This window comes from Moorena sp. SIO4A5 (genome assembly GCF_010672005.1).
Classification (GTDB): domain Bacteria; phylum Cyanobacteriota; class Cyanobacteriia; order Cyanobacteriales; family Coleofasciculaceae; genus Moorena.
Map to the genome: position 1 here is coordinate 107,679 of NZ_JAAHHZ010000010.1, position 25,779 is coordinate 133,457.

A 25,779-nucleotide genomic window follows, 5' to 3' on the forward strand; every position below is an offset into this window, starting at 1 on the left:
TAAGGATGAAGTTTGTTTTTGGTGTTCCTGTAGGCTAGGATTAAACACTTCATCCTTTAACTTTCGTTGGCCTTACCCCAATACCAAGTACCTTAATGAGTGCGATTCACAATAAAGTCAGCGATCGCAATCAGGGGTTGAGCCTTTTCCCCAAAGGATTCCATTTGAGCTTTTGCCTCATTCACCAGCTCCTGGGCTTTTGTTTTTGATGCCTCTAGCCCCAAGAGACTAGGATAAGTTGCCTTTTGTGCTTTAATATCCTTACCTGCCGTTTTACCCAGTTCCTCCTGAGTAGCAGTTATGTCTAGGATGTCATCGACAATTTGAAATGCTAAACCAATATTTTGGGCATATTTGGATAACTTTTGTAAGTTAGCTGTCGTTGCCCCTGCCAATATTCCACCACAAACTACACAGGCTTCTAGCAAAGCACCAGTTTTATGAGTATGGATAAAGGTGAGGGTTTCTTCTTTAATATCCAACTTACCTTCTGATTCGAGGTCAAGCACTTGACCCCCAACCAATCCGGATGCCCCGACTGCTTTACCCAACCAAGCAACTACCTGCAAAACTTGGGGAGCTGGTACATTTTTAGTTTGAGCCGCCGCATATTCAAATGCATAAGCTAATAAACCATCACCTGCGAGGATGGCAATGTCCTCACCAAAAACTTTGTGGTTAGTTAGTTTACCCCGACGGTAATCGTCATTGTCCATTGCTGGTAGGTCATCATGAATCAATGACATGGTATGGATCATTTCCAGAGCGCAGGAGGTTGGCATTGCCATCTCCACTGTGCCACCCATCAGTTCACAGGTAGCTAAGCACAGAATCGGGCGCAAGCGTTTACCTCCAGCCAAAAGAGAATAACGCATTGCCTCGTAAATTTTGTCGGGCTCCATTCGGGGCAGAGCCTGGTCTAAAGCTGACTCAATTAGAGCCTTTCGCTCTTTTAAGTAAGTTACTAAGTCTAAACTTGGGGATTCCCTCTTGGGGGTAGGTCGCCCCTCCGTCGCTACCATGCCTTGATTCCTTGATTATCTGATTCCTCTAACAATTTTACGGGGCTGGGGGTCTTCTTGAAAGAACCTTCTCTAATTCTCCTGCTTCTCGTTTTATGGACAAAACTCTTTACTGATGGTACTTAGGATTGTCGAGTTTTGAAATTTATCAGTGGCGCTAAACTAAAGTCTAACCCTCTCAAACCCAACATTTAATCTATTCTTAAACAAACAACACAGATTTATAATAATCTTATATTTTATAGCTTTCAGTCTTCTTAATTAGTTCTTTTGTTGACCTAGCCTGCTGTAAACTGAAATTATTTTAATCATAAACAACGGTTTTATTGATTGATTGTTGTCAATTTTAACCAGAGCAAAACTGTTCAAGAATACCTATTTGTATAACTAAGGATCGTGTTATTTAGTAGCATAGCCACTGTCATCGGTCCTACGCCACCAGGGACAGGGGTAATATATCGGGCAGTTTCCTGAACAGAGTCAAAGTGGACATCTCCTACAAGACGAGATTTTTCTTGTTGATCACTAACGCGATTGATACCAACATCAATTACGACAGCACCTGGTTTTACCATGTCCCTGGTAATCAGTTGAGGTTTTCCGACGGCTGCTACTAAAATATCAGCGCGACGTGTCAGCTCCCCCAGATCTTGGGTGCGCGAATGAGCAATTGTGACTGTAGCGTTGGCTTCTAGTAGCATCAGTGCCAGAGGTTTACCTACTAAAATACTACGTCCTACCACTACTGTCTGTTTACCAGACAAATTAATCTGGTACTCTTGCAACAGGTGCATGATCCCTGCTGGTGTACAGCTACGTAAACCAGGCTCTCCCCTGAGCAGACGACCTAGATTAACAGGGTGTAATCCATCAACATCTTTATCCGGATGGATTTGGTGCAGTAATGAAACAGCATCTAGGTGGTCGGGTAAGGGCAGCTGGACCAGAATTCCATCTACACGCTGATCTTGATTGAGGGCGTTAATGGTTTGCTCGAGTTCTGCTTGGGACGTGTTACTGGGAAAATGACGACCAAAAGAAGCAATGCCCACTTTAGCACAGGCACGCTCTTTATTACGAACATAGGCAGCGCTAGCCGGGTTGTCACCTACCATCAACACTGCTAATCCAGGTGGTCGTCCATGTTTCAACGTCAGCTTCTGTGTCTGTTCTTGCAGCTGGGTCTGAATTTTTTTAGCTATGGTCTTACCATCGAGTATGTTGGTCATTGGTCAATTGGGTTAAACAGTGTAGACGGGTGTACAGATGCTGCCTACTTGGGTTAGAACATTGTAGATGCTGTAGATGCATGGAGCGACTTACTTGAGGCTGGGGAACGAACATTTATGTTTCAACCTACTTCCTTTTTCACTCCTCCAAACAGAGTTCATTGGCAACTGACAACTGAAAACATCATAGGATTTCAATATGCCAACTAAGTATTGGTCAACTCTTTTACCGTTTTGGGTTTTACTTGTAGGAGCCGGGACTGTTGGCTGTAGTCCCTTAGCCCATAATGGCATTCATCAGCTTAATATTAGCTACCCTGGTGTAAAGGTCACAAAAATCCGTGATCTACCACAAAATCAGAATACTATCGATACAGTCTACCTTCGGGGTAAAGTTACTAATCAAGCACCACTTTTAGATGCGAATGCTTATGAACTCCAGGATGCTACTAGTACCATTTGGGTAGTCTCTCAGGGAACTTTGCCCAATATCGGTGATCAAGTCTTGATCCAAGGTAAGCCTCAATTTCAAAGCATTCCCATTGCTGGACAAGATTTGGGTGAATTATTTATTCAAGAGCTTGAGCAGCTACAACGGCAAGTCTATCAACCTAAGTCCCCCTTACTTCCAGCACCAACAGATGAGCAGTAAGCAAGTTCAAGTAGCGATCGCTATTCTCTATCGGCAAGGTCAGTTCCTGATGCAGCTACGGGACAATATTCCTAGTATTCTTTACCCCGGTTTGTGGGGTTTATTTGGGGGACACATCGAACCCGGAGAAACCCCTATCGAAGCTCTGAAGCGGGAATTGGTGGAGGAAATTAGCTATGCACTACCCTCAGCATCTTTGTTTGGCCATTATCCTGAACCCCATGTGTTACGTCATGTGTTTGCAGTACCCCTGACCGTGGAACTTTCACAGTTGGTCTTAGGGGAAGGCTGGGATATGGGCTTGTTGACTCCTGAGCAGATTCGTCAGGGCGAGTCTTATTCTGCCAAGGCTGGTCAGGTGCGACCCCTTGGTCCTGCTCATCAGCGTATTCTACTGGATTTTCTGGAGAAGGGATCCAGCCTGGTATAAGCTACTCTATACCGCACACCTGGGCAAGAACAACCGGATAACCTACCCTTCACCGAACGTCAAAGGCGAACAACTGGATCACCTTAAATCTTCAACCCTTCACGGACAGCAAAGCATTATCAAGAATGCTTGTTGTCCTTTTTGTTATTTTGGGCATCTCTCTGCACAACGGCCACTGAAATGCCTTCGCGTAGCGTGACCTACGGTCAATCGCTTTTTAGTACTCACTAATTTGATGTTCTAATTTGATGTTAACGATTGATTAATTGCAATGTGATTAAATAATTAATTCCTTTAATGGGCGTTATTGGTACTTCAGTTGACCTGTTTACACAATAGTTTTACGCAATAGTTTTGAGTCTGGTGGGAAGTAGCTCCGTTGTCGGGATTCTGGTAAAGGAACAGAGTTGAGTCCTGGAATTAGAACTAGGTAATGTATCGGTTATATTTCCAAGTACATAAAGTTGACAGGTCTGCTTACACACCTGAGTTTTTTTTGCATAGGGGTAAAAAAAGACCTATTGTCAACTATCTTTTTAGTTTTATTGCAGGGGCTGTTTTAGGTATATCGCTCGATATCTAATAATTTCTGGTCGATGTTAGCTATCGCATGTTCCCAGTCTGCTATACTAATCATCCGCAAGTCATCTATAGATCCTTTTTTGCAGACTTTGAGCGCGAACCGTTTCTTAGCGAGCAAACCAGTTAATTGAGTGAATTGCTGTCTTACTTCCTTGAGGGACTTTCTCCTAGCTGCCTCACTCGAAGAACTGTTAAAATCTTCGGATCTCGAATTTTTCCTTGAGTCTCTTACGGTAGACATAACGGACGTATACCATTGATCAGAATATCTATAGAACGAATAAATATCATAGATGAGTTTCACTACGTCTGGTTCGGAATGGCGATCGACAGACCACTTAGCATAATTCTTTGCTATACCTTTCAGGTATTCAAAATATGAGTACAGTTTGATTTCTACTCCACATCTTTCACTGAGTCTCTTTGCCACATTTTTTACTTCTCTAGAAGCCCCTTTTGAAACAAAAATAAAGAAAGTAAAATCATCTAAATGTTTTTCTGCTAGTTCGATGTAACCACGAGTAACTATACATTCATTTATGTCATCTATCGTTAGCCAGTCTTTTTTGTATTCGACGACTATGGTTCCTGGCTTGGAGGCAGGATTGACTGAATTTATTACTTCATCGAATTCTCTTTCGCTTACGAGACTAAACCTGCGATCGTCTTTTACTCTGTAATGACGCCTCGAATCTAACGCATCTTGAAAATCCTTGGGAAACAATTCATAATATGAATCAATACGATCCGTCAGCTCTTCCTCTGACAGTTTGACATTAGAATTCCCCAGAATCTCCATAGTCAGAGGGGTTGTCTCTGAAGATATCTTCGATCTGCTCTTCTTTTGAGAGTGGTTGTCCTGATGATAAATCATAACCTTGTTGTTCCAATTTATCTCTTACGTTATTTAGTATCTTGGAAACTGACTCAGCTTTATCCTTAGGAAGTTTGCTGCTATCCGGATGGAACACTTTTATTAATTTCATGTAATTTCCGACTTTGATTTCAGCCTCTGCGATCGCTTCAGCAATGTACTCGGGTTGAGTGCAAATTAATTCGTAAGTAGATGCAACCCTGATTTCGGACTCTTCTGTAGCTGCTTGTTCCGGCTCGGGTTGACTTGCCACAGGAGTAGATTCGTCCACATCAACCAACCTCTTTTTGATCTGCGAGATCGCGTGTTCCCAGTCTACGATGCTCATCATCCGCCTGCCTTCAAGTGAGCCTTCCTCGCAGACGAGTAAAGCTGATCTCTTATTAGCTGGAACCCCGGTTAATTCGGTGAACTTTTGCTTTAATTCTTTCAGTCTGCTAGCCATGGACTTAGAAGGTGGTTTGGGAGATTCTTCAGAGGGTGGTTCAGGAGTTTTCTCCGTGGACTCTATTTCCTCGCTGTTGGGCACATTTTTCTTGAGCCTCTTGATAGCATACACCCAGTCGTTAATGCTATTCATTCGCCTACCTACAAGCGCACCCTTTATACATGCATGGATAGCAAACTTCTTCTTAGCCGGTAGGCCGGTTAGTTCCCTGTATAAAAGGGTTTCAGGTACTTTGGCACTTCATGACAGCTTCTCTAGCATTACGCCAACATCCAGAAGTTGTCTTTTGGGAATAGAGAATTGCTTTCCGGAAATCGTTGGCAATTTTTCTGCCTTGCCTTTGTGGCGTTCAAGGTCAAGAATGGGTTGTGGCTGTGTTGTCGTTTGTGATACTTTCCGGAAAATGGAAGGTTTGGCCACCCTACACCCTATTCCCTACTTCTCACAACCAATTTCCCAGCAAAATAAAAGCCGACCAGTAAAGGGGGAGATTAAATGCCTCGCTCTGCAACAGCTCCAGTTGAGCAAGACGCAGAGCTTCAGCCTTGGTAACCTTGCCTCGTAGGAACCTTATTCGGTATAGTCTAGAAAGAGCTTTGAACAGGTCATACCGATTTGGGAGTGTCAAACTCCCTCTACCCACCTTGGTGAGGTTCCGTAATCACAACGGATACCAGCCCCGGTCAATCTTCACTCCCCTGAGCCTTTCACAGTCACTGCGATCGCTAAAGAACGATACAAAGGAGAACAACCTAGGCTTGCCATACGTCTACCTAATAGCAAAGATAAACCCTAGTAGTGGGCACTTTACCGGCGCATTCAAAATAGGAAAAACAAAGAGGAGTCCAGAGATAAGACTGAAAGAACTCCAAACTGGTAACGACTTCCCTTTGACCATCGAATATGTAATAGAAACAAGCCGACCGAGTGAAGTGGAGTCTAAACTCCATGCAATATTGCGATCTCATGCCAGCACTGCCGGAGGAGGTACCGAATGGTTTTATTTCAGTAACGACGTTGAACTTTCTCGGGTAAAAAGGCTGATGTATAAGCACAGTGATAACTATCGCGTGCCAGAACCAGAACCAAGACCACCACGACCAAGACCAGAAGAAAAACCGTATGTACCCTCGCGTAGACGAAGCAATCCTATTGATCTGACTGATCCCTCATCTATTTTCCTTATGATTCTGGCTGATCCCGTATCTGCTTTATTTATGATGCTGCTTTCTGTAGCTGTGATTACAATACTTTCGTTAGGACTAGTAAACTTATTGATGGTTGATAGTTATCAACAACTCCCACTTGAACGAACACCTCAAAGGAGCCTGATACGCTAGACGCGCGACCAACAAAAGCAAGATTGACACCAGGTGGTTCACGCCATCCAATCCCCAATCAATCGGAATTTATCAACCCAATGGTGCCAATGAACAGGGCAGGGACAAAACAGCTGTTCCCTGAGGCCGTTTCAATCAGGTCGGCATAGGCTCTAATGCCTCCCTCAAAGTCCACACCATCCAGCACTGCATCAATTCCATTGTTGAAATCCTCGTTCAAGGCGTAATGCTAGAGAAGCTATCACGAAGTGCCAAAGTACCTGAAACCCTTTCATACAAGAAACTTCACCATCACTTGGTCATAAATTTCTTGAACTTCCCCTATACTCAGTCTTGAATACACTTCCAATGACTGTCGAGAAGAATGCCCGGAATAGGGTTGGATGAGGGCATCATCAATCCCTTGTTTTTTTCAACCAAGTGAGCAGAAAGTGACGCAACTGATGGGGTGAAATGCGCTTACTGAGTCCCACCTCTTCTGCATACTTTGCCAAATCTTTCTGATTCCCCGGTCGCTATACTTACCTTTCCAGGACTTCCGAACATCTTAATCCCCAGGAGTATTAGTTATACCAAATCCTGTTCCCATACCCCCCTTATCCGCATAGCCATAGATTCCTGGCATACAAAGATTTTGTCGATTTTTATAAAGGGGTTTTGACAAACGGATTTGGTATTACATTGAGAAACGCTTGTATAACGCCGAGTTGGGGGATTATCGGTACTTAAATAGGCTATAATAGTATTAAATGCTTAACAACTTCACGTTAATGGCACCAATGGCACCGTGGATAGTCATACCCCAAACCAAATCACCCCTCAACCTGACCACCTGACCATTACTACAGCAAACCTACTAGAAGCTTTTGCTGATTTCCTCGATATCGATGTGGCAGCAGGAGATGCTGCAGCTGATACCGTCAATACCTACCGCCGCCAGGTTCAGCAGTTTGTGAACTGGTGCGATCGCATAAATCTTCATCCAGCCGCAGTTACTAAAGACGACATTAAGCGTTACCGCCGCTGGATGGTAGAAACTAAAAAATTTAAGCCAGCAACAGTATCACTAAAGTTGTCAGTTGTCAAGCGTTTTTATCAAGCTGCTGTGGAAAAAGGACTGATTACGATTAATCCAGCCCTTGGAGTGAAACCGCCACGGGAAAAGCTGGACCCGGCGGCAAGGATTACCTATTTGGAAAAGCCTGAAGTTGAAAAGTTGTTAGGAGCGATAGTGAATGATGGTAGCCTTAAGGCCAAGCGGGATAAACTTCTGCTGGCAATCATGATATTGGAAGGTCCCCGTAGCATTGAGTTACATCGGGCAAATGTCTCTGATGTAGTTAAGCAGGGGGGTAATCTGGGAATTCGGGTCGAAGGGAAGCGTAATATTAGAATAGTGCCATTAACACCAGATCTTGCTGACTTGCTAATGGCTTATCTTGAAGCAAGGACAGAAAATGGGGAAGTGGTCAAACCATCGAGTCCTTTATTTATAGCTGTTGGAAACAGGGCGGGTGGCAAGCGGATTTCCCGGCGGGGGATTCGGCTAGTTGTGGATAGTTATCTTGAGCAAACTAACCTTAAGCAAACACCAGGAAGAACTATATCAGCCCATAGCTTGAGACATACGGCAGGTACGTTAGCTCTCCGTTCTGGTGCTGAGTTACGCCAAGTGCAAGATTTGTTGGGACATGCTGATCCCAGAACAACTTGTATTTATGCCCATGTAGCAGATCGCTGGGAAAATAATCCAGCATTGAAGTTGGGCATTAACCTGTCTTGATCATCTAGAGGTTCAATGAATAGCTAATTATTCTGGCAACTGGGGAACAGTAACTGGCACTCCTCCTTGGTGAAGGGATTGGCTTAAACAACTGAGAATGTGTACCAATTGAGCACCAACCCAGCCAGATGATATTGATGAAGGTTGGGACAAGCGGACACTGTTAAGAAAGCGATCGCATACTGAATAAAGTGGTTCAAATGATTCGAGATCAAGAACTTCACGATGTTGACCAGCAGGGATAAAGTACTCCCCGTTCTGTTCAAAATAACCATGTTGAATAGTTAGGGGTGCTTGAGCAACCATTTCATCAAAAATCAAGGTTCCCTGTGTTCCTACAATCCCAAGCCGCCGCTGTTTATCTGGATTGAGCCAGCACAGATGAATGAATGCTTGGAAGCCAGTGGGATAGGTAAGTGTGACCTGAACTAAGTCAGCTAATCCTTGAGGAGTTGAAGGTTTAAGGTTATTGGGTTGAAGGTTAGCAGGTTGAAGGTTAGCAGGTTGAAGGTTGGCAGGTTGAAGGTTAGGAGGTTGAAGGTTAGGAGGTTGAAGGTTAGGAGGTTGAAGGTTATCGGGTTGTTGAGGGGTAAGTGATTGACTGCAGCCTTGGTTATCTTCAGAACTTTCAACCGGCAAGTTGCTAACTTGAAACTCTTTTTGAAACTGTAGCCACACCCTACCAGTAGCTTGGACTTGAACAGGTGGCTGTCCTAAGCAATGGTTAAAAATAGCAATGTCGTGAATGGCTAAATCCCAGAGAGAATCGACATCTTGACGTACTGGTCCTAAGTTAGTACGGGCGGCGTATCCATAGCGTAAGTCTCCTAAGCATCCTGAGTTGACAACCTCTTGAGCTCGCTTGACCGCTGGGTGAAATAGATAGGTATGGTCAACCATGAGCTGTAGCTGCTTTTCTTGAGCCAGGTGGCACAATTCTAGACACTCAGCTACATCAAGGGTTAAGGGTTTTTCTGCTAGGACGTGTTTCCCCTGCTGTAGAGCATCCTTAATTAGGGTGTAATGGGTAACTGCTGGAGTAGCAATTACCACTGCCTCAATTGTCGGTAGATCCCGTATCGATTCCCAATCTGTTGCCAAACGTACCTCAGGAGCGAGGTTATATTTATCTTTAATAGCTGCCAAGGTTTCTGGGTATGGATCAACCACTGCCACTAAGCAAGCATCAGGGTGTGCCAAGAAATTCCTGACCAAGTGTTTCCCCCAGCGACCTGCTCCCAATATCGCTACTCCAGTTTGTTTCATTTTTGCCCTCTCAATTCCAGAAATGCCTGTTTGGCTGCTGCTTGTTCCGCAGCTTTTTTCGATCTTCCTGTACCTTCACCTAATTGTCGATTTTGTAGCCAAACTTGGGCAGTGAAGCGGTTGTTTGCCCCATGCACTTGTAGGTTTTCCGTCAGATGATACTTTGGGAGCAGTTTGTAGTGAGCTTGAGTCCATTCCTGAAGAGCATCTTTGTAGTTTTGGCGGGCGGGGTCTTGACGAATTTCAGTAGTCAGTTTTTGTAAGTGAGGGTCTAGCCAAGGACGGACTAATTCTAGGGTATGGGTACTTAAATATAATGCTCCCAATACTGCTTCAAAGGCATCAGCTAACCGGGATGTTTCCCCAGCTTTGTCCCCAGCGGCACTATTGGAAACCAGTAAATAACGCTCTAGACCATAGCTGCGAGCGAGTTGAGACAGAATGCGATCGCTTACCAGTACGGAACGAATGGCAGCAAACTCACCAACGGAAGAGTTGGGATAATTTTCCCATAGCCATTCTGAGCTAGCTAAACGTATTACAGCATCACCAACAAACTCCAACTGCTCATAGTTGTGTTCTGCTGAAATACTACAGTGAGTCAGTGCTAAATCTAGCAACGACCAATTCACAGCTGTAGTTTTAGATAGTCCTAACTTTTGAACTAACTTCTCTAATTGTTTCTGACGACGGGGGTCTTTGATGGTCATGGCTGTCTGTTGTCGTGAGTCGGAAAGTCCTTTGTTACTAACCAGAGTCTGGGAGTACTAATGACTAATAGACCTCTTGCAAAAGTAGTTTTCTGATAGTGTTTGGATCAATTCTTGTCCACTGTTCCCTGTTCCCTGTTCCCTGTTCCCTACTTCTGCAAGAAGTCTAATGACTAACGACTTATAGCTAAATTGAGAGAAAGTCGGACATAAGCCGGGTTCTGTTCTCCCTAGCAACAATGAAAAAGCTACTAAAGAGGGTGGTTATCTATCTAGGACGGCTGTTACCAGACGCCTCATGCGGTTCTCCATATCCGGAACTGGTAAAAGACCAACCGTAGTTCCTCTCGACCTTGCTCCCAACCGGGGTTTACCGAGCCAGCACCTCTCGATGCTGCTGGTGCGCTCTTACCACACCTTTGCACCCTTACCTGTGAAAGAATTAGGAAAAAGGCAGGAAGAATAGATTCATCCTGGAGCCTTCTACCTTTATCCTTCCCATCGGCGGTATGTTTCTGTGGCACTATCCTCACGGTCACCCGCACTGGGCGTTACCCAGCAAGTTTGGTCTTTCGGGAGCCCGGACTTTCCTCAGACTCGCAGAAAAATGCGAATCCGCAACCACCTGCGCCTACTTTCTCTCTACTCTAGTTTAGACTTGATTAGGGGTTGGTTGTTAGCTGCTGGAGTTTGAGTTAATCCAGAGGCAGAGAGCATTATCTGTCCCAAGAGCAGCAACTAGGGAAATGGAATGGGCCTTGGAACCGCTACGGGAACGCAAAAGCTAATCCTCTAGAATTTGTTGGATTACACTGTTAAGAGGGTTGTCATCTTTCTGTCTTCCTTTCCAAGGAAGAATGACTAATTTGTTTAGTTAACATTTCACAAGGAATACTTTACAATGTAAGCATGGTAGAAAAAGCTTACCGTTACCGTTTATACCCAACCCCTGAACAGGAGACTCTGTTGAGGAGAACCCTAGGCTGTGTAAGACTTGTTTACAACAAAGCATTAGATGCTAGAACAAAAGGATGGTACGAACATCAAAAACGAATTAGTTATAAAGAAACTTCCGTATGGGTTGACAGGATGGAAACAACAGGATGACTTGTTTTTTATGAATGAAGTCAGTTGTGTTCCACTTCAACAAGGATTGAGGCATCTACAAAATGCTTTTACTAATTTCTTTGCAGGTCGTGCTAAGTATCCGAACTTTAAGAAGAAACGCAACGGTGGTAGTGCAGAATTTACAAAATCAGCATTTAAATGGAAAGATGGTCAAATCTATCTTGCTAAATGCAAAGAACCTTTGCCTATTCGTTGGAGTCGTCAATTACCTGCAAACTGCAATCCAAGTACCGTTACAGTCAGCTTAGATCAATCCGAACGGTGGCATATCTCAATTAGGTTCAATGACCCTAGAGACTTGAGCTTGCCTTTAACGGATAAACAAATTGGTTTTGATCTAGGAATTTCCAGTCTAATTACAACCAGCGACGGAGATAAAATTACCAACCCCAAGCATTTTAAAAGGCTCAAAAAAAGACTGGGTAAATACCAAAAAGCTTTGTCGCGAAAACAAAAAGGATCTAACAATCGTGAAAAGGCAAGGTTAAAGGTGGCCAGGATACACGCAAAGATCAAGGACGCTAGAAGAGATTTTACTCACAAGCTAACCACTCAACTGGTCAGAGAAAACCAATTGATTGCGTTTGAGGATTTAGCTGTAAAAAACATGGTCAAAAATCACAAACTAGCTCAGGTAATCAGTGATGCTAATTGGGCAGAAATAATCCGTCAGGTTAAGTACAAGTCAGAGTGGTACAACCGGAAAGCTGTTTCGATTGATAGATGGTTCCCCAGTAGCAAGTTGTGTTCTGCATGTTTGAATTGCGTCGGATCTTTACCACTAAACATCCGGGAATGGGACTGCCCATCTTGTAACACTCACCATGTTCGCGTAGCGTAGCCCTTCGGGCTAATCGCGATATCAACGCATCAATTAATATTTTGGCGGCAGGGCTTGCCGTGTCAGTCTGTGGAGCGACTGTAAGACCCGTTCGCGTAGCGTCGCCTACGGCGAAAGAGAGTAAGTCTCGGAAGGCTAGTGCGAAAAACTCCCCCAAGGGGAGAAGGAAACAGAAACCTAAGTCGTGAGTCGCGAGGTACCCCCGCTATAATCTACAATTTAGCGGTGGGAAGATGTCAACGTGAGCTTTTACGATGAAGTAGCGAGCCGCATTGAGACAATCAACCATAATTAGACTCGCAAATCTAATGTAAATAACCTTTAATGGTAGCAATTTATAATAATTGCTTGTGTATATCATTATAACTAAAACTACGTCAATAGTACAATTATACTACTAAACTAGGCAAGCTGTTCGCGTAGCGTGGCCGTTCGCGTAGCGTGGCCAAAAGGCCAAAAGGCCATCGATAGCAATCGGATTTGAGTGGTGTAACACCAGAAGAGGGAGAGAGGGGTAAGAAGGGAAAGAATATCACTATTTTTATTAACAAATTAATTTCCTTCGGGTTTGATCAGGTACAGGGAAATCTAGCTTGATGGGATTACTTTCAAATAACTATTGCGGTGACAATACTCTTCGAGGAAAATGCTTCAAGTAGTGCCATTGGTGAATATCGGAATCCAAAGGATAGTTGCGTCAGTGACCAATTAAGAAACAAAGGTTTTGATAACTGTGTTAACTTTGGTTAAGTTAACTGAAACCTGATTAGCAGTAAAAATGGTTCGTATTTTACATTTCTTAATAAATTGATATAAAACTAATTACCAAGTACTAATTACCAAGTACTAATTACCAATTACCGATGAGTCTTGGAGCAGGTACAAAAGCATCTAGACTTGAGTCAGCACTGAAAAACAAGTAAAACCTACTCAAGAGGAGGGTTTGCATTGACTGAAAACCAAATTTCCCTCCAGACAATCTCGCGTAGTGAACTGCGACAGCTGGTGCGTTCTCAGCTGCAGATACTGCTGGAGCAAGGTAATCTTCAGGGTGCTAAGCAAGTGCTGGTACCAGTACAACCAGTAGACATTGCGGAAGCGATTGAAGGATTACCCGAAGCAATGCAAGTGATTGCCTTCCGCTTATTGTCTAAATCTGAGGCCATTGAGGTGTATGAAAATCTTGACTCCAGTGTCCAACAGTCTCTAGTTGAGAAGTTTAAACATCAGGAGGTACTGGATATCGTAGATAAGATGTCGCCAGATGATCGAGCCAGGTTGTTTGATGAGTTACCAGCTAAGGTCGTCCGACGCTTGCAGTCACAGTTAAGTCCCAAGGAGCGCCGAGCGACAGCCCTGTTGTTGGGGTATGAGGAGGGAACAGCAGGGCGAATCATGACCCCTGAATATATTTCCCTCAAGGAAAACTTGACGGTTAGCGAGACCTTGGAGCAGATTCGTAGCTTAGCCAAAGCCTCGGAAGTCGTATATTACCTATATATAACCGATAACTCTCGACACTTGACTGGGATTGTTTCCCTGCGGGATTTGGTGATTTCTGCCACCGAGACCACCATGGGTGAAATTATGACTCGTGATGTGGTATATGTCTATACCTATGCGGGCCAGGAAGAGGTAGCACGGATGATCCAACGCTATGACTTTCTGGCTGTACCAGTGGTTGACCGGGAGCAGCGTCTAGTGGGTATTGTCACTGTGGATGATGTGATTGATATCTTGGAGCAGGAAGCAACAGAAGATATGTACGCGGTTGGTGGTGGTGTCCAATCGGAGGGGGATAATTATTTTCAAACCAATTTATTCACAGTTGCCCGCCGACGGGTAGTTTGGTTATTTGTCTTGTTACTCACTAATACGGTTACGGGTACGATTATAAAGTCTCAAGAGTCTATTTTGCAGCAGGTTGTTGCCCTAGCAGCTTTTATCCCTTTACTCACTGGCACTGGTGGTAATGTGGGCGCTCAGTCTTCTACGGTGGTGATTCGTGGCTTAAATACTGATGAAATTCGTGACTTAGGCCCCGGTCAAGTGATTTGGCGAGAGGCACTGGCGGGGTTATTACTAGGAGTAATTTTGGGTACAATGGCTACTGGATGGGCTTACTGGTTACAAGGAGATTTTTCAGTTGCCCTATCGGTGGGAGTGAGTCTGATTGCGATCGCACTTTTAGCATCAATTGCCGGTTCAGCCCTACCGTTTCTGTTCCGTCACCTAGGCTTAGACCCAGCTCTGATGTCCGCACCATTCATTACAACAGTTGTTGATGTCTTAGGTGTGCTGATTTATTTCAATATTGCTAAATCAGTCTTAGGGCTTTAGCATGCATGCTAAAGGGAACAGGGAACAGGGCACAGGGAACAGTCAACAGGCAACAAAAAACCATAATTTGTACTTAAAATTGTCGCAAATCGCTAAAATTAACTGTATTATTAAATTTATAATTAGGGCGAGCTGAATAAGTCGTAACCCTTGAGTTATTAAGGTTTTGAGGAGATACTCTTAAACCGTAATTAATCGGGATGAACCCGTACAAAACGGTCAAGGTGCAATTTATTGTTGCCTGAGGGAGGAGTGGTCATGCAGTAATTGGAGTTAAACCTGCCACTCGTCTTTCTAGCCCTCTAATCACAAACCGCCTTGTAAATAAAACTGACTTCTGCCATTTTCAGGAGTATCGGGGTTATTATCCAAACGAGCAACAGCTAATGGCTCAATCAAGATTTGACCTGCTGCCAATTCCCCTCGATCGGTTTGTCCCCACTCACGGAAGCGGGTTGGCTCAACCCAGTCAACCCCAGGCACTGCCATGGCTTGGTTAACAATTTGGCTAAGATAGACCGCTTGACCGAAGGTAAAATTGTCAGGATGGAAGAAACCCCGTTGACCGACCGCTAAGTCTGTGTTGCTGAAGGTTTCCATAAGCGATCGCTTCACACTGCTCTGGAAATAGTTAGGCAAGACATGTACTGTCAAAGCAATATCGAGATTAACAAAATAGGGAGCCTGGATTTCGATATCATGACCCATTAACCGATAGGGAGCCATAAAAGCCAGTAGCTCTTCCCTAAATTGGGCATCAATCGGTCTACCACTATACCGATCCACAACAATAAATACGCTATACCAACTCCCTGTCCAACGCAACTGAGCTGCTGCTTTTTGGACTTCTGGATGACGCTGGATGGTAGTGGCATAGTCGGATTCGGTCACGCAGCGTTCAGGGGTTCGGAAGGCTTGGGGAGCGTATAACCGTGCTTGCTCAATCGGTTCCGGGTCAATTCCCCCTTGAGCTGCGATAGGATTCCTTACTCCAGTCACCTGTTTGACCAATTCCGCATAGGCATCACTAGTGACTGGTTCCAGATGAGCGATCGCATCAAGTCCCACATTACCCACCAAACCATTACCAATCCGGTAGCTGGTCATCAGCTGGGAATCTGGACTAGGTTGCTTGCCTTGAACACTATCACCAAAGCGCAGATAAGCAGTGCCATCACTCTCCATTTCCACCACAAAATCCGCCGCAAATCGGTCACTATTCAATAGGTCACGCTGCACCAACCAGGTTTCACCAGTATCCGATTGTAAACTGATCTGAGGCACTGCCGAACGGGGGTCTTGAACAACCGTTGTTGCCACCGCTTCCAGAATTGCTTGCTGGTGGTTGTAAGGCACACTGTGGGTGAGACCAGTGCGAGACAACTTGGGACGATAACGACCAATGGTTGGGATAGTGGGCAGTATCTCTGTCCCCTCTTTAGGATAAGGCTCGCCATGGTCAGCCAAAACAATATTCCCCCGAGCCACTGTGATATCTGTGATTGGGCCAGTGCTACTCAGAGTTGCTAGCCATAGTTGGTAAGGCAGAGCATCCTGGGGGTGCCATTCAATCTCAGTAATATCTACTGGCTGATCAGTTGGGGGATGATGAAATTGACCACCAAGGGGGTCTTCTGTGGGAGTTACCTTAGTTAACCGTACTGGATGACGGTTTTGGGGGTTAGCCCCAGCCCTTAAACCAGTGTTTGGGTCTCTTACCTCTTCAAAGATCAACACATCCCCTGGTTGCAAAGCCAGATGTCCCATTAATGTTGCTTTGGTCTCTTGCTTCGACAGAAACCATTCCCTTGCTCCCCAGGTATAAAATTTAATCTCATTGTGGGCAGCAAATAGTTCCTGGGAATGTAGGGTTTGAAAGGTTTTTGCCCCTTGAGCCAAGACCTCACTCTTAGCAGAAGAATTAGGATCGATTACCGACCCTTGACCAGAAACATGGGTTAGTAGAAGAGTTCCTTGTTCTAGAAGAGTTCCAATGTCTCCAAGAGTTCCGTTTTCTAGCAGCCCCTCATTAACATTTACTGCTACCTGCACCCAGACTCTAGCATTGCAGCCCTCGTGCAACACGTAATCTACCAGCCTGCCGTGGCGGCGTACAGACGTGCGGCGGCGAGCTGTACCAAGGTAGGCTTCAGTAGCTACAGCATCCTGATAGTAACTGAGGTAGTCAGCAGAGTAGGCCAATACTTCCACCAGCGCAATCCCTAAATCCGCAGGATTTCGCTCTAGCCATTGAGGCATCACTTCCGACAAGCGGTTGAGCATTAATTGCCGAAAGCTGCTATAGTCTTTAGCTAAGTAATCTATCTCCGGTACCGACAGGGTTTCTATATCACTTGAGGATACTGGCTGGGGGTCAAAGGTAACTTGGTCTGGACGTTTGAAGGAAAAATTGACCCGCTCAAAAAACGGATCGAGGTTGCTAATATTAACCAGTTGTAGCGTATAGGTAGATAAATCACTAACCTGGGACTTAGTAGGAGCTTTGTATTCCACCAACAGCGTCAGCACATTCCCACTAGGTGGTTGGATTTCCAGGAGCCTAACATCAGTAGTTGTAACCGCCGTACCTCTAGTGATGCGAATATTTCTAGAGGTCAGGTTTGAGAGCACTTCCTGGGTTGCTTGTGTGGAAGCTGGTACAAAATGAAGCTTTAGCGCCCACTTATTCGGTTCATTCGGTGTCTGTTGTGATTCCACCTGAATGTAATCCAGCCCGATCTGTTTAGTTTGACGACTAAGAGCGATCCGGCGTTGGTGTCGGAACATGTGTTCAGCTGTTACCAAGTCTGTCATATCACAAACCTCGCTCAAACTCAGTTACCTGACGCTGTTGATTACGCCGAATCACATACTGCACTGTGACTCGCAATTTAGTATCTTCACTCTCCACTTGCACCCTCTCGACTTGAATTAACTCCCCTAACCACTGCTGCAACGACCCTTGAACCAGAAACTGAACCGCAGTACTCAGTTCCTCACTATTCGGAGCAAAGACCAGCTGCATCAGACTGCAGCCCAAGGTAGGACGGTTGACCCGTTCTCCTGGGGACGTAAACAGTAATTGTTCCATCAGCTGAGGGATGTGTTCTTCAGAGGTAGCCTCTGCTGTCCGCCTCCGCCCATCGATTTGGAAAGGATAGCCTATCTCCATTGCTACATAGATAGCTCTGACCACAACTCATTCACTATAGCCTGCTCCCTAAGTGAGTTGATCTGGCTTCCCAGGTTGGGTTGAGTTGGGTTGAACATAGTGAAACCCAACTCTGGCAAGGGTTTGGTTGGGTTTTGTTACTGCTCCAGGGCTCTCTAGGGAAAATCAAGGATTTTGGGAGTTTTCTGGAAAACTATTGAAGCGATCGCATTCACAAATCTTAATAATTTATCGACTACTTTGCTGCTATTTGGGGCTTGAATTGTGTTCTACAGGGTACCTAAATCAATTGTGATAATTTTTGATGCCATATTCCCTACTCCCGATTCCCTACTCCCTACTCCCTACTCCCTCAGGACTTACGCAAGCACGCTATATATAGCGTGCTTGCGTAAGTCCTGAGTATGATATGATGGTGAGGGGGTAACAAGCAGGTTAAAAACGGGTTGGGGTAAGCTTTTGAGCCATGCTATTCCAAAAAAGATTGGGTTAATTGACAGGTTAATTAACGCCTCTATTTGCGTACGCAAAGTCTTGAAACCTAATTTTTTCGTTGGTCAAGTTTAATTGGGATGGCCATCCCTGGGGACATCTTCTCAAAGGTAACCCAACTGAAACCCTTACTACACGCTTGCAGGAGAATTTTCACCCCCTCAGGAAACGATGGCTTTTACAGAATTGCAATTATGGGCAATAGTCCGGACATGAACTGTGATAAAGTATTGGTGATGATAGTTTACCATAAAATTGATTAATATGATCAATTATTTCTCCCATGTAAGTGTTGTAAAGACTCACAATAAAGGAAAAGGGGTTTTCGCAGATAAAAAATTCGATGTAGGGGAAATTGTTTTAGTAGGTAAGCCAGTTGCAAAGTCGCCAGAAAGGACTTGGCAGACTTTGCAAATGGACATAAATACTCATGTGAGAATGGATGAGCCTTTTGAGCTTGTAAATCATTCCTGTGATCCTAATTGTGGAATTAAATTGAATGAGTTCAATGGATACAGTCTAGTGGCAATGAAAGAGATTATCCAAGGAGAAGAAGTGACTTTTGATTATTGTATGTCTGAATGGATTTCAATTGCTGTGCCTAATTGTAATTGTCAAAGCAATATCTGTAGAGGCTCTATTAATGGTGGTAAATTTTTATCCGATCAGATTTTGGAGAAGTATCGAGGTTTCTTGGCTCCCTATTATGCAAAATTATTAGAGAAATAGGCAATGCTATAGCGTTTGTATATGGGTGAGTAAGGTTTAATCGGAGATGGTTGCTTATCACTAAATTTCCGGACATGATATTACCAACTAGAACCCTTACCACACAAAGCTTGCAGGCGAATTGTCGCCCCTTCAGGATGCGTTCCCGTAGCGTGGCCCAAAGGCCAAGGTCAATGGCAATACTATTCTATTAGTAGTCAACTGCTCTAAGACAGTATCGAAATAGTTGTTGATGACTTCGATTAGTGCGATGGGTAGCCAATTGCACTATTCTATTAGTAGTCAATTTTTCTAGGACAGTATCGGAATAGTTATTTATTACTGGGATTAGTTCGATGCTTACGCCATTCCAATTGGCTCTTATTAGTTAACTGCTGTAGGACAGTATCGGTATAGTTATTGATGACTGCGATAATAAATTCGATGCGATCGCTTTTAGCGGAAGCTGAGGCCTTTGGCCACGCGGGGCGCGTTCGCTTCATCGCGAAGCGTGACCATTCGCGTAGCGTGGCCCAAAAGCCAATCGATTAGTGCCTAATAGCAAGAGGATTGATTGAGGTAGGGTTTACCCTCAACCAAACAACCTTCAACCACACAACCTTCAACCACACAACCTTCAACCACACAACCTTCAACCAAACCACCTTTAACCAAACCACCTTGGCCTATTGGCCACGCTTCGCGAACAACCAAACAACTTTGGCCTATTGGCCACGCTTCGCGAACAACCAAACAAAGACAGATCACATTCCCTTAACCCGACCTGGCATCGGGATAACAGTAACTGGAGTACCCGTAGGTACACAAGTTGCCTGAGAATCTTGCAACAGCACTGGCATTCCCATCACCTTGACTCGCACTGAACCAGTAATCCAGGATGCAATCAAGCAAGGACCAACATTGGCCGGTGGAGGAGGATTGGCACAACCAGCCACCACATAGGTGGGAGCTTGGGTAAGCACTGGTTGACCCATTATTTTGACCCGGGGATTGGGAACCATCGGTTGGACTTGTCCGCCATGAGCACACAAGATTTTGTTAGCAAGAGATAACACAAAACCAGGCATTAAATCACCTCCAACGCGCCATTATTAATATTCACGCTAGCAGGTGAAAGTTTAACATTAGCAGCACCATTACTCAGTTCAATTCCCGAAGGAGCTAGCTTTACTGTTGCTGGAGAGTTACTAAGTTCGATTCCTGATGAGGATAGTTTGGCCGCTGCTGGAGAGTTATTAATCTCTACCCCTGATGAGGATAGTTTTATCACTGCTGGACTTTTACTTAATTGAATACTATCTTTGGCTAACTTACCAGTAGAGGAGCTATTTTTTAAATCAATACTGTCTTTAGTTAGCTTAATTTCAACCGCATCTTCTTTGATTTGAATATTATCAACAGCCAGGGTAACCGTAGACGCATCATTGCTTAACTCAATGGTTTCTGCTGTTAACTTCGCGATGGTTTTGCTATTGTTATTGATTTCAATCCCGTTATCATCAAACACTAAAGTCAGCGGATTAGATACCACTGGTTTAGCCACTTCAATGGTCAACCCTTTGGTAGTCCCAAAATTACTGAGAGTGAAGGTAATTCCATCAGTTTTAAAGACTTGCACTTTCTCTGGGTCAAGCACTTTCGCATTTGCCGGTAGCTCACCTTTGCCCCAGAAGCAACCAGTCCAAATCGGGTAATCGGGATCGCCTCCTTCAAATTCCACCCAGACATTTGCTCCCACTGGCGGAATCGCAAAAAAGCCGACATCAGCTCCAGCATAGGGAACACAGGGCATTGCCCAGCTTTGGCGACCGTCACCTAATACTGCTGGTACACTCACCTGTATCCGACCAAGGTACATCAGGTCTTTATTCCCAGTCACTGTGCCACGATATTTGCCAAAAAATTCTTTCATGGTACTACTGCTAACGTTGTCGAACCCAATCCTTCACGGGTTAGGACGAATTGCTGCTTATATTGTCCCGTTTGGAGCTGATGAGTCACACTTTTAACATAATAAAACCCATCATACTGATTGCCTACCCCTCGCACACCCACAAGAGCACCAGCTTGGAGGATACCGTTGTACTCTAGAGCATTCAAGGTCCCTTCCGCTACCACTACGTCATCTAAGGATGTATCGGTTATCCCTTGAGCAAACGCCTTAGCTTGAGATTCACTCAACCCCTGGATGGGTTTGGGAACCACTGTCCGAACTTGAGACTGTTTCAAGGCTGAGGTTTGGGCTAGGGGGAAAAGCTTACTAGAGGAAATGTCTAGGGATTTGACTTTGTTGGTATCCCGGTCTTGCACTTGTCCAGACACCGTAGTAGCGGCAAGGGCATTGTACTCGAAACTGATCGATTCCACATTAGTATTCGAGCCCATATTCACCGAAAGGGCAGACTGGGGTAATCCCAAGCGTTTCGGGGGTCCCCAATAGGCCGTGTTAGTTCCAGGTGCTGGTCCTGGAGTAATGTAGAAAACATAACCATGACGCCTTGCCATTTTCAGAAGGTAGTCCAAGTCAGTGCCATGCTGAACAGGGATGCGCTCCGTCGGTAAGGGAGGTTTGTCGGTCAGTGGCGGAATGACTTGGGGGATAAGACCATATTTGGCATAGCTAGCGATAATTTTATTAGCAATTATCGTTTCGTTCTGGGCTGGGTGCTCAACAATCTTTTCTTCTAAGTCCATCATCACGCTGACATCTTCCCCAGTCACCACGATGCTAGATTCCCCAGGATTATTACTGGGCAAGAGCTGCTGGTGAGTAATCACGCCATCCATCAACACCTGAGGCTTACCGTTGAAGATGACCACCAGAATTACTCGGTTGAAGGGTTTGAGCTCTCCACTTTTTAGCACAGGATAATCCCGCTCTACCAAACTGGCACTGCGACCAGCTCGAAAGCGCAGTTGAAAGCCAGAACGCTCTTGGGCAGAATGGGTAACTTCAACGTTAGCTAGGGATTCGATTAGCACCGAAGACGCTGGCTTGGGCACTGTTGAACCAATTAGTACCGTGAGTTGAATGCCTAATTTTACCATTGTACATTGGGTGAGGTACTTTCGTCTTTGGTTTTAGGGAGTCGGGAGTCGGGAGTCGGGAGTCGGGAATAGGGAATAGGGAGTCGGGAGTCGGGAATAGGGAACAGGGAACAGGGAACAGGGACATCTCCCCATCTCCCCATCTCCCCATCTCCCCATCTCCCCATCTCCCCATCTCCCCATCTCCCCACACTTCCCTCTCTGTCGGTATTTTCTACAACTGCGGCTGGGGAACTCTTAAGACTTTGCCTGGTTCTGCGGTGAGGTCAAAGGGATTCATGGTATTGTTGGCATCGCACACTTGCCAAAACTGTTCTGGATCACCGAGATTGCTGTCGGTAATTAGATCTAAGCGATCGCCTTCTGTAACGGTTACTTCTACAAGTAAGGACAAGGTTTCCCCCTGAGGTAGAAAGCGCCGACGCTTGTAGGAAATTACTCGATTATCTGAGCTGGTGAAGGTGGCTGTTTCTAGATTGTAGTAACGGCTAGTGGCTTGGAACATAGCTTCAAAACTTCCAATTTAAATGCATAATAGCTTAGCATTTCTCTAGCGATGCAGCGCCTTCATGCGGGGGTTTCCCCCACTCGCGCTTTGCATCAAGACATGGATTGAAAAAAAATACAGTTGTTTACATTACCCAGTCTTTTTGTCAAGTAGTTCATTTGTTCTGCCAATTTGACCTGCTCCCAAAACAGGCAGCATAAATTGCCGGGAGCAGGTCAAAGTTGCAGAACAACATATAAACTCTATACTATCAGAGCAAGCTAAAACCAATGAGGGGGCTATAGCTTTACTAAAAATGCTCTGCATAAGTGACCTGCTCCCATTCCGACTAACTATTACTGTGGGAAAATCTTAATGTCTACATCATCAGGGCCACCGTTGGCAAAAATGACCTTTGAAGATGGATGCTCACAGGTTGGATAGATATAATCTCTAGGTTCTAATTTATAAGCACCGCAGCCATGAAAAACAAAAACGGTTGAGCCCTCATCACCTTTGTCTACGAGATCGAAATCAAGTGGGCGATCTTGAATAACATTTATTTCCTTAGAGTCTTCAGCTTTTACGGTAAACCAACCGTATTCATAAACAACCTCTACCTCTTGAGGGGAGACATCTTGAGCATAAGCATGACCAACTTGTAAACTCAAGACCGCGACCAGGGCAAACACTATTGCCAACATGGCTTGCATAATACGTTTCATTTGTCTTTCCTTTTCCGTAATTGTCAGTTGTATTCGACAGTACTTAGGTTTGTTTATCAGTCTATTAATCGAGACTGATTTAACCGGTATTCGGACAAAAGTAATCCTACTAAGTGATTCAGTGACTTGGCTCCAATTGGCTAATTGCTTTAGCCTTCTACAGGGGAAAAGTCTCAGCTGACCTGGGAGCCACTGTCAACTATAGGTTAATTTATTTTTCCTTTAGTAGGTTACTACTAACTTGCCGGAGTGTCAACAAACTATGAATTAGTTTAAATTCAATTAAACTACTAAATAAAAACGTAACTTTAACAAAATTCGCTATCCATCCGGGATGGATAGCGAAACGATAACTTGCGACTCACAACGATTGAGGTTATAATTAAGATGGTTGCTGACCCGCCTGACCGACGAAAAGGCTACCTAAGAAAATGTCTAGATATCAAGCGCCTTGTTTTAGACCTATAGGTATACAAAGTAAAGCGCAGAGCTCAGGGAAGAGACTTGCCCCAGCTGGTTAGCCATCGAGCTCTAATTCCATGGTAAGTCTATCGTAAAAGTTATAGGTCTATAGAAGGCGGACGTCTGCCTGTGGACGCCTCGTCAACGACCAATTCTAGCTTGAGGCGCGACCCCGTAATTCAATTCGCCATTGGAAAGCGCGCCTTTGAGGCATCGGGGACGCGTGCGGGAAACCCGAAAGACGAATAAGACCCTCCCTGAACTGACCTGAGAGCGGGAAGCCCCAACCTCAGCGTTCGCGTAGCGTGACCAAAGGTCAAGCAGGTTGGGGTACTTCACAGTATCTAATCAGTACAGTTAATCACGATAAGTACAGCTTATTCTGACGTAAGTATTCAGCTTATGCGCTATGCGCACGCTACGCTCTTGGCTAATGGCTGACCGCTGACCGCTGAATGCTTACCTCAAAGCAATGGAATACTTCCTCCTAGTTAAAGCCTAGGCAATTCCCGGTAATTCCTGGGATTGCCGACTAGGATGCAGACTAAGGATTAACTTCCTACGTTGTTTTGGTCATGATACCCAGGGATGAACTTCAGTCCCTGGCTCTATCGTTAACCATTAAGGTGAAGGCAAATGTGTGGTTAGCCTAACAAGCCATTACAACCTTGTCGTTCGCGCAAGCGTGTGCGAAGCACTCGGAACACATTACCGAATTGAGATGCACTAAAAATGCAGAATTACGTTTTTGTTATTGACACAAACAAGCAACCGTTAAATCCCATTCCGCCGAAGAAAGCTCGCCGATTACTAGACAAAGGTAAAGCCGCTGTTTTTAGGATGTACCCGTTCACGATCATCTTGAAAACTGCGATTAAGAATGCAACCATCTCACCATGTCAAATAAAGATTGACCCTGGTAGTAAAATAACTGGATTTGCCTTAGTCCAAAATAATCAGGTGATCTGGGGAATGGAACTAGAACACAGAGGAGGATTAATCAAGAAAAAATTAGAGTCTAGAAGAGCTGTAAGGCGTGGAAAACGTAATCGTCACACCCGTTACAGGAAGCCAAGATTCCTCAATCGTAAACACTCAGAAAGCTGGCTCCCACCTAGCTTAGAGCACAGGATATTGACTATTGAAACCTGGGTGAAGCGACTAATTAAGTTTTGCCCGATTAATGAGATTTGGATCGAAAGAGTTAAATTTGATACCCAAAAAATGCAAAACCCTGAAATCAGTGGTGTTGAGTATCAGCAAGGGGAGCTAGCTGGATATGAGGTGAGAGAGTACTTACTCGAAAAATGGGGAAGGGAATGCACTTACTGCGGTAAGCAGTCCGTACCATTACAAATTGAACACATTCACCCAAAATGTAAAGGTGGAAGCGCTCGAGTGAGTAATCTTTGTTTGGCTTGCGAAAAGTGCAATCAACGTAAAGGTAACAAGCCAATAGAAGAGTTCTTAAAAAAGAAACCAAGTTTACTGCAAAAAATCAAAACTAAAGCTAAACAGCCACTGAGAGATGCCGCAGCGGTAAACGCGACTCGGAACAAGTTGGTAAAAGTGCTTAAAAACATCAAACCCATAATCACAGGAACGGGAGCACAAACCAAGTACAACCGGACAAAACTAGGTTTCTCCAAGGAGCACTGGATTGATGCCGCCTGTGTCGGAGATATTGAGACCTTGGTCTTGAGAGTTTATCAGCCATTGTTAGTTACCTGTAAAGGTCAAGGAGGTAGACAAAAAGCAGCACTAAACAAGTACGGTTACCCGATTAGGCACAACCCATTAAAGCCTATTAAAGGTTGGGTAACTGGAGATATAGCTAAGCACCAAAAACTAGGAATAGGCAAAGTCACTCCTAGAACCAAAGGAAGCTTTGGATTTACCCCGTTAGGGATGAAAGGTTACAAAAGTTGTAAACCTCAAGATTTATCGGCGATACATCGAAAAGATGGATATACTTACAGCTTCTGCAAACATCTGCCGGAATCTACCGGACAATAGTCC

The 25,779-nt window shown here is 44.7% G+C and carries 27 protein-coding genes, 1 other RNA gene and 1 pseudogene; 9 read left to right on the top strand and 20 right to left on the bottom strand.

The genetic code is table 11. The features are described 5' to 3' along the window. Positions 1 to 92 precede the first annotated feature (92 nt). Both crtE and folD read right to left on the bottom strand, forming a co-directional pair. On the bottom strand, positions 93 to 1,022 hold the full coding sequence (crtE, locus tag F6K57_RS06780) for a geranylgeranyl diphosphate synthase CrtE (protein ID WP_293065987.1): 930 nt from the start codon (positions 1,020 to 1,022) through the stop codon (positions 93 to 95). A 365-nt stretch (positions 1,023 to 1,387) separates the two neighbouring features. Further along, positions 1,388 to 2,251 (bottom strand): bifunctional methylenetetrahydrofolate dehydrogenase/methenyltetrahydrofolate cyclohydrolase FolD, encoded by an 864-nt coding sequence (folD, locus tag F6K57_RS06785; protein ID WP_293065990.1) that lies wholly within the window; start codon positions 2,249 to 2,251, stop codon positions 1,388 to 1,390. A gap of 199 nt (positions 2,252 to 2,450) precedes the next feature. Here folD and F6K57_RS06790 point away from each other — a divergent pair, with 199 nt between their 5' ends. Together F6K57_RS06790 and F6K57_RS06795 are read left to right on the top strand one after the other, a co-directional pair. Then, positions 2,451 to 2,903: a hypothetical protein gene (locus tag F6K57_RS06790; protein ID WP_293017942.1), complete on the top strand. Its 453-nt coding sequence runs from the start codon at positions 2,451 to 2,453 to the stop codon at positions 2,901 to 2,903. Continuing rightward, a complete protein-coding gene (locus F6K57_RS06795; protein ID WP_293065995.1) occupies positions 2,893 to 3,333 on the top strand; it encodes an NUDIX hydrolase in 441 nt (146 codons plus the stop codon). The genes F6K57_RS06790 and F6K57_RS06795 overlap by 11 nt, the downstream gene beginning before the upstream one ends. Before the next feature lie 559 nt (positions 3,334 to 3,892). Here the strand turns inward: F6K57_RS06795 and F6K57_RS06800 are convergent. The 4 genes from F6K57_RS06800 to F6K57_RS06815 all read right to left on the bottom strand — a co-directional run bounded on the left by F6K57_RS06800 (position 3,893) and on the right by F6K57_RS06815 (position 5,880). Next, positions 3,893 to 4,714: a hypothetical protein gene (locus tag F6K57_RS06800; RefSeq protein ID WP_075903923.1), complete on the bottom strand. Its 822-nt coding sequence runs from the start codon at positions 4,712 to 4,714 to the stop codon at positions 3,893 to 3,895. Beyond that, positions 4,692 to 5,369: a hypothetical protein gene (locus tag F6K57_RS06805; protein WP_075903925.1), complete on the bottom strand. Its 678-nt coding sequence runs from the start codon at positions 5,367 to 5,369 to the stop codon at positions 4,692 to 4,694. The genes F6K57_RS06800 and F6K57_RS06805 overlap by 23 nt, the downstream gene beginning before the upstream one ends. A 108-nt stretch (positions 5,370 to 5,477) precedes the next feature. Beyond that, a complete protein-coding gene (locus tag F6K57_RS06810) occupies positions 5,478 to 5,657 on the bottom strand; it encodes a hypothetical protein (RefSeq protein WP_143727848.1) in 180 nt (59 codons plus the stop codon). A gap of 22 nt (positions 5,658 to 5,679) precedes the next feature. Beyond that, a complete protein-coding gene (locus F6K57_RS06815; protein ID WP_075903926.1) occupies positions 5,680 to 5,880 on the bottom strand; it encodes a CHAT domain-containing protein in 201 nt (66 codons plus the stop codon). 4 nt (positions 5,881 to 5,884) lie between these two features. Here F6K57_RS06815 and F6K57_RS06820 point away from each other — a divergent pair, with 4 nt between their 5' ends. Next, a complete protein-coding gene (locus tag F6K57_RS06820) occupies positions 5,885 to 6,577 on the top strand; it encodes a GIY-YIG nuclease family protein (protein WP_293066068.1) in 693 nt (230 codons plus the stop codon). A gap of 58 nt (positions 6,578 to 6,635) precedes the next feature. On the opposite strand, the gene F6K57_RS06825 is transcribed toward F6K57_RS06820, so the two are convergent. Then, complete coding sequence (locus F6K57_RS06825; protein ID WP_158069812.1) at positions 6,636 to 6,797, bottom strand: hypothetical protein; 162 nt, start codon at positions 6,795 to 6,797, stop codon at positions 6,636 to 6,638. 567 nt (positions 6,798 to 7,364) lie between these two features. Between F6K57_RS06825 and F6K57_RS06830 the strand changes: the two genes are divergently transcribed. Beyond that, entirely contained in the window at positions 7,365 to 8,360 is a 996-nt protein-coding gene (locus tag F6K57_RS06830; RefSeq protein ID WP_293066002.1) for a tyrosine-type recombinase/integrase, read from the top strand. A 27-nt stretch (positions 8,361 to 8,387) separates the two neighbouring features. Here the strand turns inward: F6K57_RS06830 and F6K57_RS06835 are convergent, their stop codons facing one another. From F6K57_RS06835 to rnpB, 3 genes are all read right to left on the bottom strand, one after another. Next, positions 8,388 to 9,626 (bottom strand): Gfo/Idh/MocA family oxidoreductase, encoded by a 1,239-nt coding sequence (locus F6K57_RS06835; protein WP_293066005.1) that lies wholly within the window; start codon positions 9,624 to 9,626, stop codon positions 8,388 to 8,390. Beyond that, complete coding sequence (rnc, locus tag F6K57_RS06840) at positions 9,623 to 10,336, bottom strand: ribonuclease III (protein WP_293055154.1); 714 nt, start codon at positions 10,334 to 10,336, stop codon at positions 9,623 to 9,625. The genes F6K57_RS06835 and rnc overlap by 4 nt, the downstream gene beginning before the upstream one ends. 194 nt (positions 10,337 to 10,530) lie before the next feature. Next, an RNA gene (rnpB, locus tag F6K57_RS06845) (RNase P RNA component class A) lies at positions 10,531 to 10,975 on the bottom strand. 270 nt (positions 10,976 to 11,245) lie between these two features. Here rnpB and F6K57_RS06850 point away from each other — a divergent pair. Beyond that, positions 11,246 to 12,493: pseudogene (locus F6K57_RS06850) on the top strand (RNA-guided endonuclease TnpB family protein). 201 nt (positions 12,494 to 12,694) lie between these two features. Here the strand turns inward: F6K57_RS06850 and F6K57_RS06855 are convergent. Further along, positions 12,695 to 12,841, bottom strand: a complete 147-nt coding sequence (locus F6K57_RS06855; protein ID WP_293066010.1) for a hypothetical protein — start codon at positions 12,839 to 12,841, stop codon at positions 12,695 to 12,697. Between the two features lie 412 nt (positions 12,842 to 13,253). Here F6K57_RS06855 and mgtE point away from each other — a divergent pair, with 412 nt between their 5' ends. Further along, positions 13,254 to 14,645, top strand: a complete 1,392-nt coding sequence (mgtE, locus tag F6K57_RS06860) for a magnesium transporter (RefSeq protein WP_293066013.1) — start codon at positions 13,254 to 13,256, stop codon at positions 14,643 to 14,645. Between the two features lie 306 nt (positions 14,646 to 14,951). On the opposite strand, the gene F6K57_RS06865 is transcribed toward mgtE, so the two are convergent. Both F6K57_RS06865 and F6K57_RS06870 read right to left on the bottom strand, forming a co-directional pair. Continuing rightward, positions 14,952 to 17,459 (bottom strand): putative baseplate assembly protein, encoded by a 2,508-nt coding sequence (locus F6K57_RS06865; protein ID WP_293066017.1) that lies wholly within the window; start codon positions 17,457 to 17,459, stop codon positions 14,952 to 14,954. Position 17,460: 1 nt separating this feature from the next. Beyond that, positions 17,461 to 17,841 (bottom strand): GPW/gp25 family protein, encoded by a 381-nt coding sequence (locus F6K57_RS06870; RefSeq protein WP_293020735.1) that lies wholly within the window; start codon positions 17,839 to 17,841, stop codon positions 17,461 to 17,463. A 732-nt stretch (positions 17,842 to 18,573) separates the two neighbouring features. On the opposite strand from F6K57_RS06870, the gene F6K57_RS06875 reads away from it, so the two are divergent. Further along, positions 18,574 to 19,038: an SET domain-containing methyltransferase gene (locus F6K57_RS06875; RefSeq protein ID WP_293020733.1), complete on the top strand. Its 465-nt coding sequence runs from the start codon at positions 18,574 to 18,576 to the stop codon at positions 19,036 to 19,038. A 402-nt stretch (positions 19,039 to 19,440) separates the two neighbouring features. Continuing rightward, positions 19,441 to 19,569, top strand: a complete 129-nt coding sequence (locus tag F6K57_RS06880; RefSeq protein ID WP_293041541.1) for a hypothetical protein — start codon at positions 19,441 to 19,443, stop codon at positions 19,567 to 19,569. 3 nt (positions 19,570 to 19,572) lie between these two features. On the opposite strand, the gene F6K57_RS06885 is transcribed toward F6K57_RS06880, so the two are convergent. The 7 genes from F6K57_RS06885 to F6K57_RS06915 form a co-directional block, all read right to left on the bottom strand. Next, the gene (locus F6K57_RS06885) at positions 19,573 to 19,731 is read right to left on the bottom strand and encodes a hypothetical protein (protein WP_293020729.1); all 159 of its coding nucleotides are present in this window, start codon (positions 19,729 to 19,731) and stop codon (positions 19,573 to 19,575) included. A 50-nt stretch (positions 19,732 to 19,781) separates the two neighbouring features. Next, complete coding sequence (locus F6K57_RS06890; protein ID WP_293020727.1) at positions 19,782 to 20,105, bottom strand: hypothetical protein; 324 nt, start codon at positions 20,103 to 20,105, stop codon at positions 19,782 to 19,784. Then, positions 20,105 to 20,950, bottom strand: coding sequence for a phage baseplate assembly protein V (locus F6K57_RS06895; RefSeq protein WP_293020726.1), 846 nt, complete (start codon positions 20,948 to 20,950; stop codon positions 20,105 to 20,107). The genes F6K57_RS06890 and F6K57_RS06895 overlap by 1 nt, the downstream gene beginning before the upstream one ends. Next, complete coding sequence (locus F6K57_RS06900) at positions 20,947 to 22,041, bottom strand: hypothetical protein (protein ID WP_293066022.1); 1,095 nt, start codon at positions 22,039 to 22,041, stop codon at positions 20,947 to 20,949. Before F6K57_RS06900 ends, F6K57_RS06895 begins: the two co-directional genes overlap by 4 nt. 78 nt (positions 22,042 to 22,119) lie before the next feature. Further along, a complete protein-coding gene (locus tag F6K57_RS06905; protein ID WP_293066025.1) occupies positions 22,120 to 22,269 on the bottom strand; it encodes a hypothetical protein in 150 nt (49 codons plus the stop codon). Between the two features lie 31 nt (positions 22,270 to 22,300). Beyond that, the gene (locus tag F6K57_RS06910; protein ID WP_293020722.1) at positions 22,301 to 22,591 is read right to left on the bottom strand and encodes a hypothetical protein; all 291 of its coding nucleotides are present in this window, start codon (positions 22,589 to 22,591) and stop codon (positions 22,301 to 22,303) included. A 338-nt stretch (positions 22,592 to 22,929) separates the two neighbouring features. Then, positions 22,930 to 23,298, bottom strand: a complete 369-nt coding sequence (locus F6K57_RS06915; RefSeq protein ID WP_293020721.1) for a hypothetical protein — start codon at positions 23,296 to 23,298, stop codon at positions 22,930 to 22,932. Positions 23,299 to 24,492: 1,194 nt separating this feature from the next. Between F6K57_RS06915 and iscB the strand changes: the two genes are divergently transcribed. Then, positions 24,493 to 25,776, top strand: coding sequence for an RNA-guided endonuclease IscB (iscB, locus tag F6K57_RS06920; RefSeq protein WP_293066029.1), 1,284 nt, complete (start codon positions 24,493 to 24,495; stop codon positions 25,774 to 25,776). The last annotated feature ends 3 nt before the right edge of the window (positions 25,777 to 25,779 follow it).

Bases quoted from the DNA above. Each gene is read 5' to 3' on its own strand.
- crtE (WP_293065987.1), bottom strand. From the start codon at position 1,022: ATGGTAGCGACGGAGGGGCGACCTACCCCCAAGAGGGAATCCCCAAGT.
- folD (WP_293065990.1), bottom strand. From the start codon at position 2,251: ATGACCAACATACTCGATGGTAAGACCATAGCTAAAAAAATTCAGACC.
- F6K57_RS06790 (WP_293017942.1), top strand. From the start codon at position 2,451: ATGCCAACTAAGTATTGGTCAACTCTTTTACCGTTTTGGGTTTTACTT.
- F6K57_RS06795 (WP_293065995.1), top strand. From the start codon at position 2,893: ATGAGCAGTAAGCAAGTTCAAGTAGCGATCGCTATTCTCTATCGGCAA.
- F6K57_RS06800 (WP_075903923.1), bottom strand. From the start codon at position 4,714: ATGGAGATTCTGGGGAATTCTAATGTCAAACTGTCAGAGGAAGAGCTG.
- F6K57_RS06805 (WP_075903925.1), bottom strand. From the start codon at position 5,369: ATGAATAGCATTAACGACTGGGTGTATGCTATCAAGAGGCTCAAGAAA.
- F6K57_RS06835 (WP_293066005.1), bottom strand. From the start codon at position 9,626: ATGAAACAAACTGGAGTAGCGATATTGGGAGCAGGTCGCTGGGGGAAA.
- rnc (WP_293055154.1), bottom strand. From the start codon at position 10,336: ATGACCATCAAAGACCCCCGTCGTCAGAAACAATTAGAGAAGTTAGTT.
- F6K57_RS06865 (WP_293066017.1), bottom strand. From the start codon at position 17,459: ATGACAGACTTGGTAACAGCTGAACACATGTTCCGACACCAACGCCGG.
- F6K57_RS06875 (WP_293020733.1), top strand. From the start codon at position 18,574: ATGATCAATTATTTCTCCCATGTAAGTGTTGTAAAGACTCACAATAAA.
- F6K57_RS06880 (WP_293041541.1), top strand. From the start codon at position 19,441: ATGACTGCGATAATAAATTCGATGCGATCGCTTTTAGCGGAAGCTGAG.
- F6K57_RS06890 (WP_293020727.1), bottom strand. From the start codon at position 20,105: ATGCCTGGTTTTGTGTTATCTCTTGCTAACAAAATCTTGTGTGCTCAT.
- F6K57_RS06895 (WP_293020726.1), bottom strand. From the start codon at position 20,950: ATGAAAGAATTTTTTGGCAAATATCGTGGCACAGTGACTGGGAATAAA.
- F6K57_RS06905 (WP_293066025.1), bottom strand. From the start codon at position 22,269: ATGGGGAGATGGGGAGATGGGGAGATGGGGAGATGGGGAGATGGGGAG.
- F6K57_RS06910 (WP_293020722.1), bottom strand. From the start codon at position 22,591: ATGTTCCAAGCCACTAGCCGTTACTACAATCTAGAAACAGCCACCTTC.
- F6K57_RS06915 (WP_293020721.1), bottom strand. From the start codon at position 23,298: ATGAAACGTATTATGCAAGCCATGTTGGCAATAGTGTTTGCCCTGGTC.
- iscB (WP_293066029.1), top strand. From the start codon at position 24,493: ATGCAGAATTACGTTTTTGTTATTGACACAAACAAGCAACCGTTAAAT.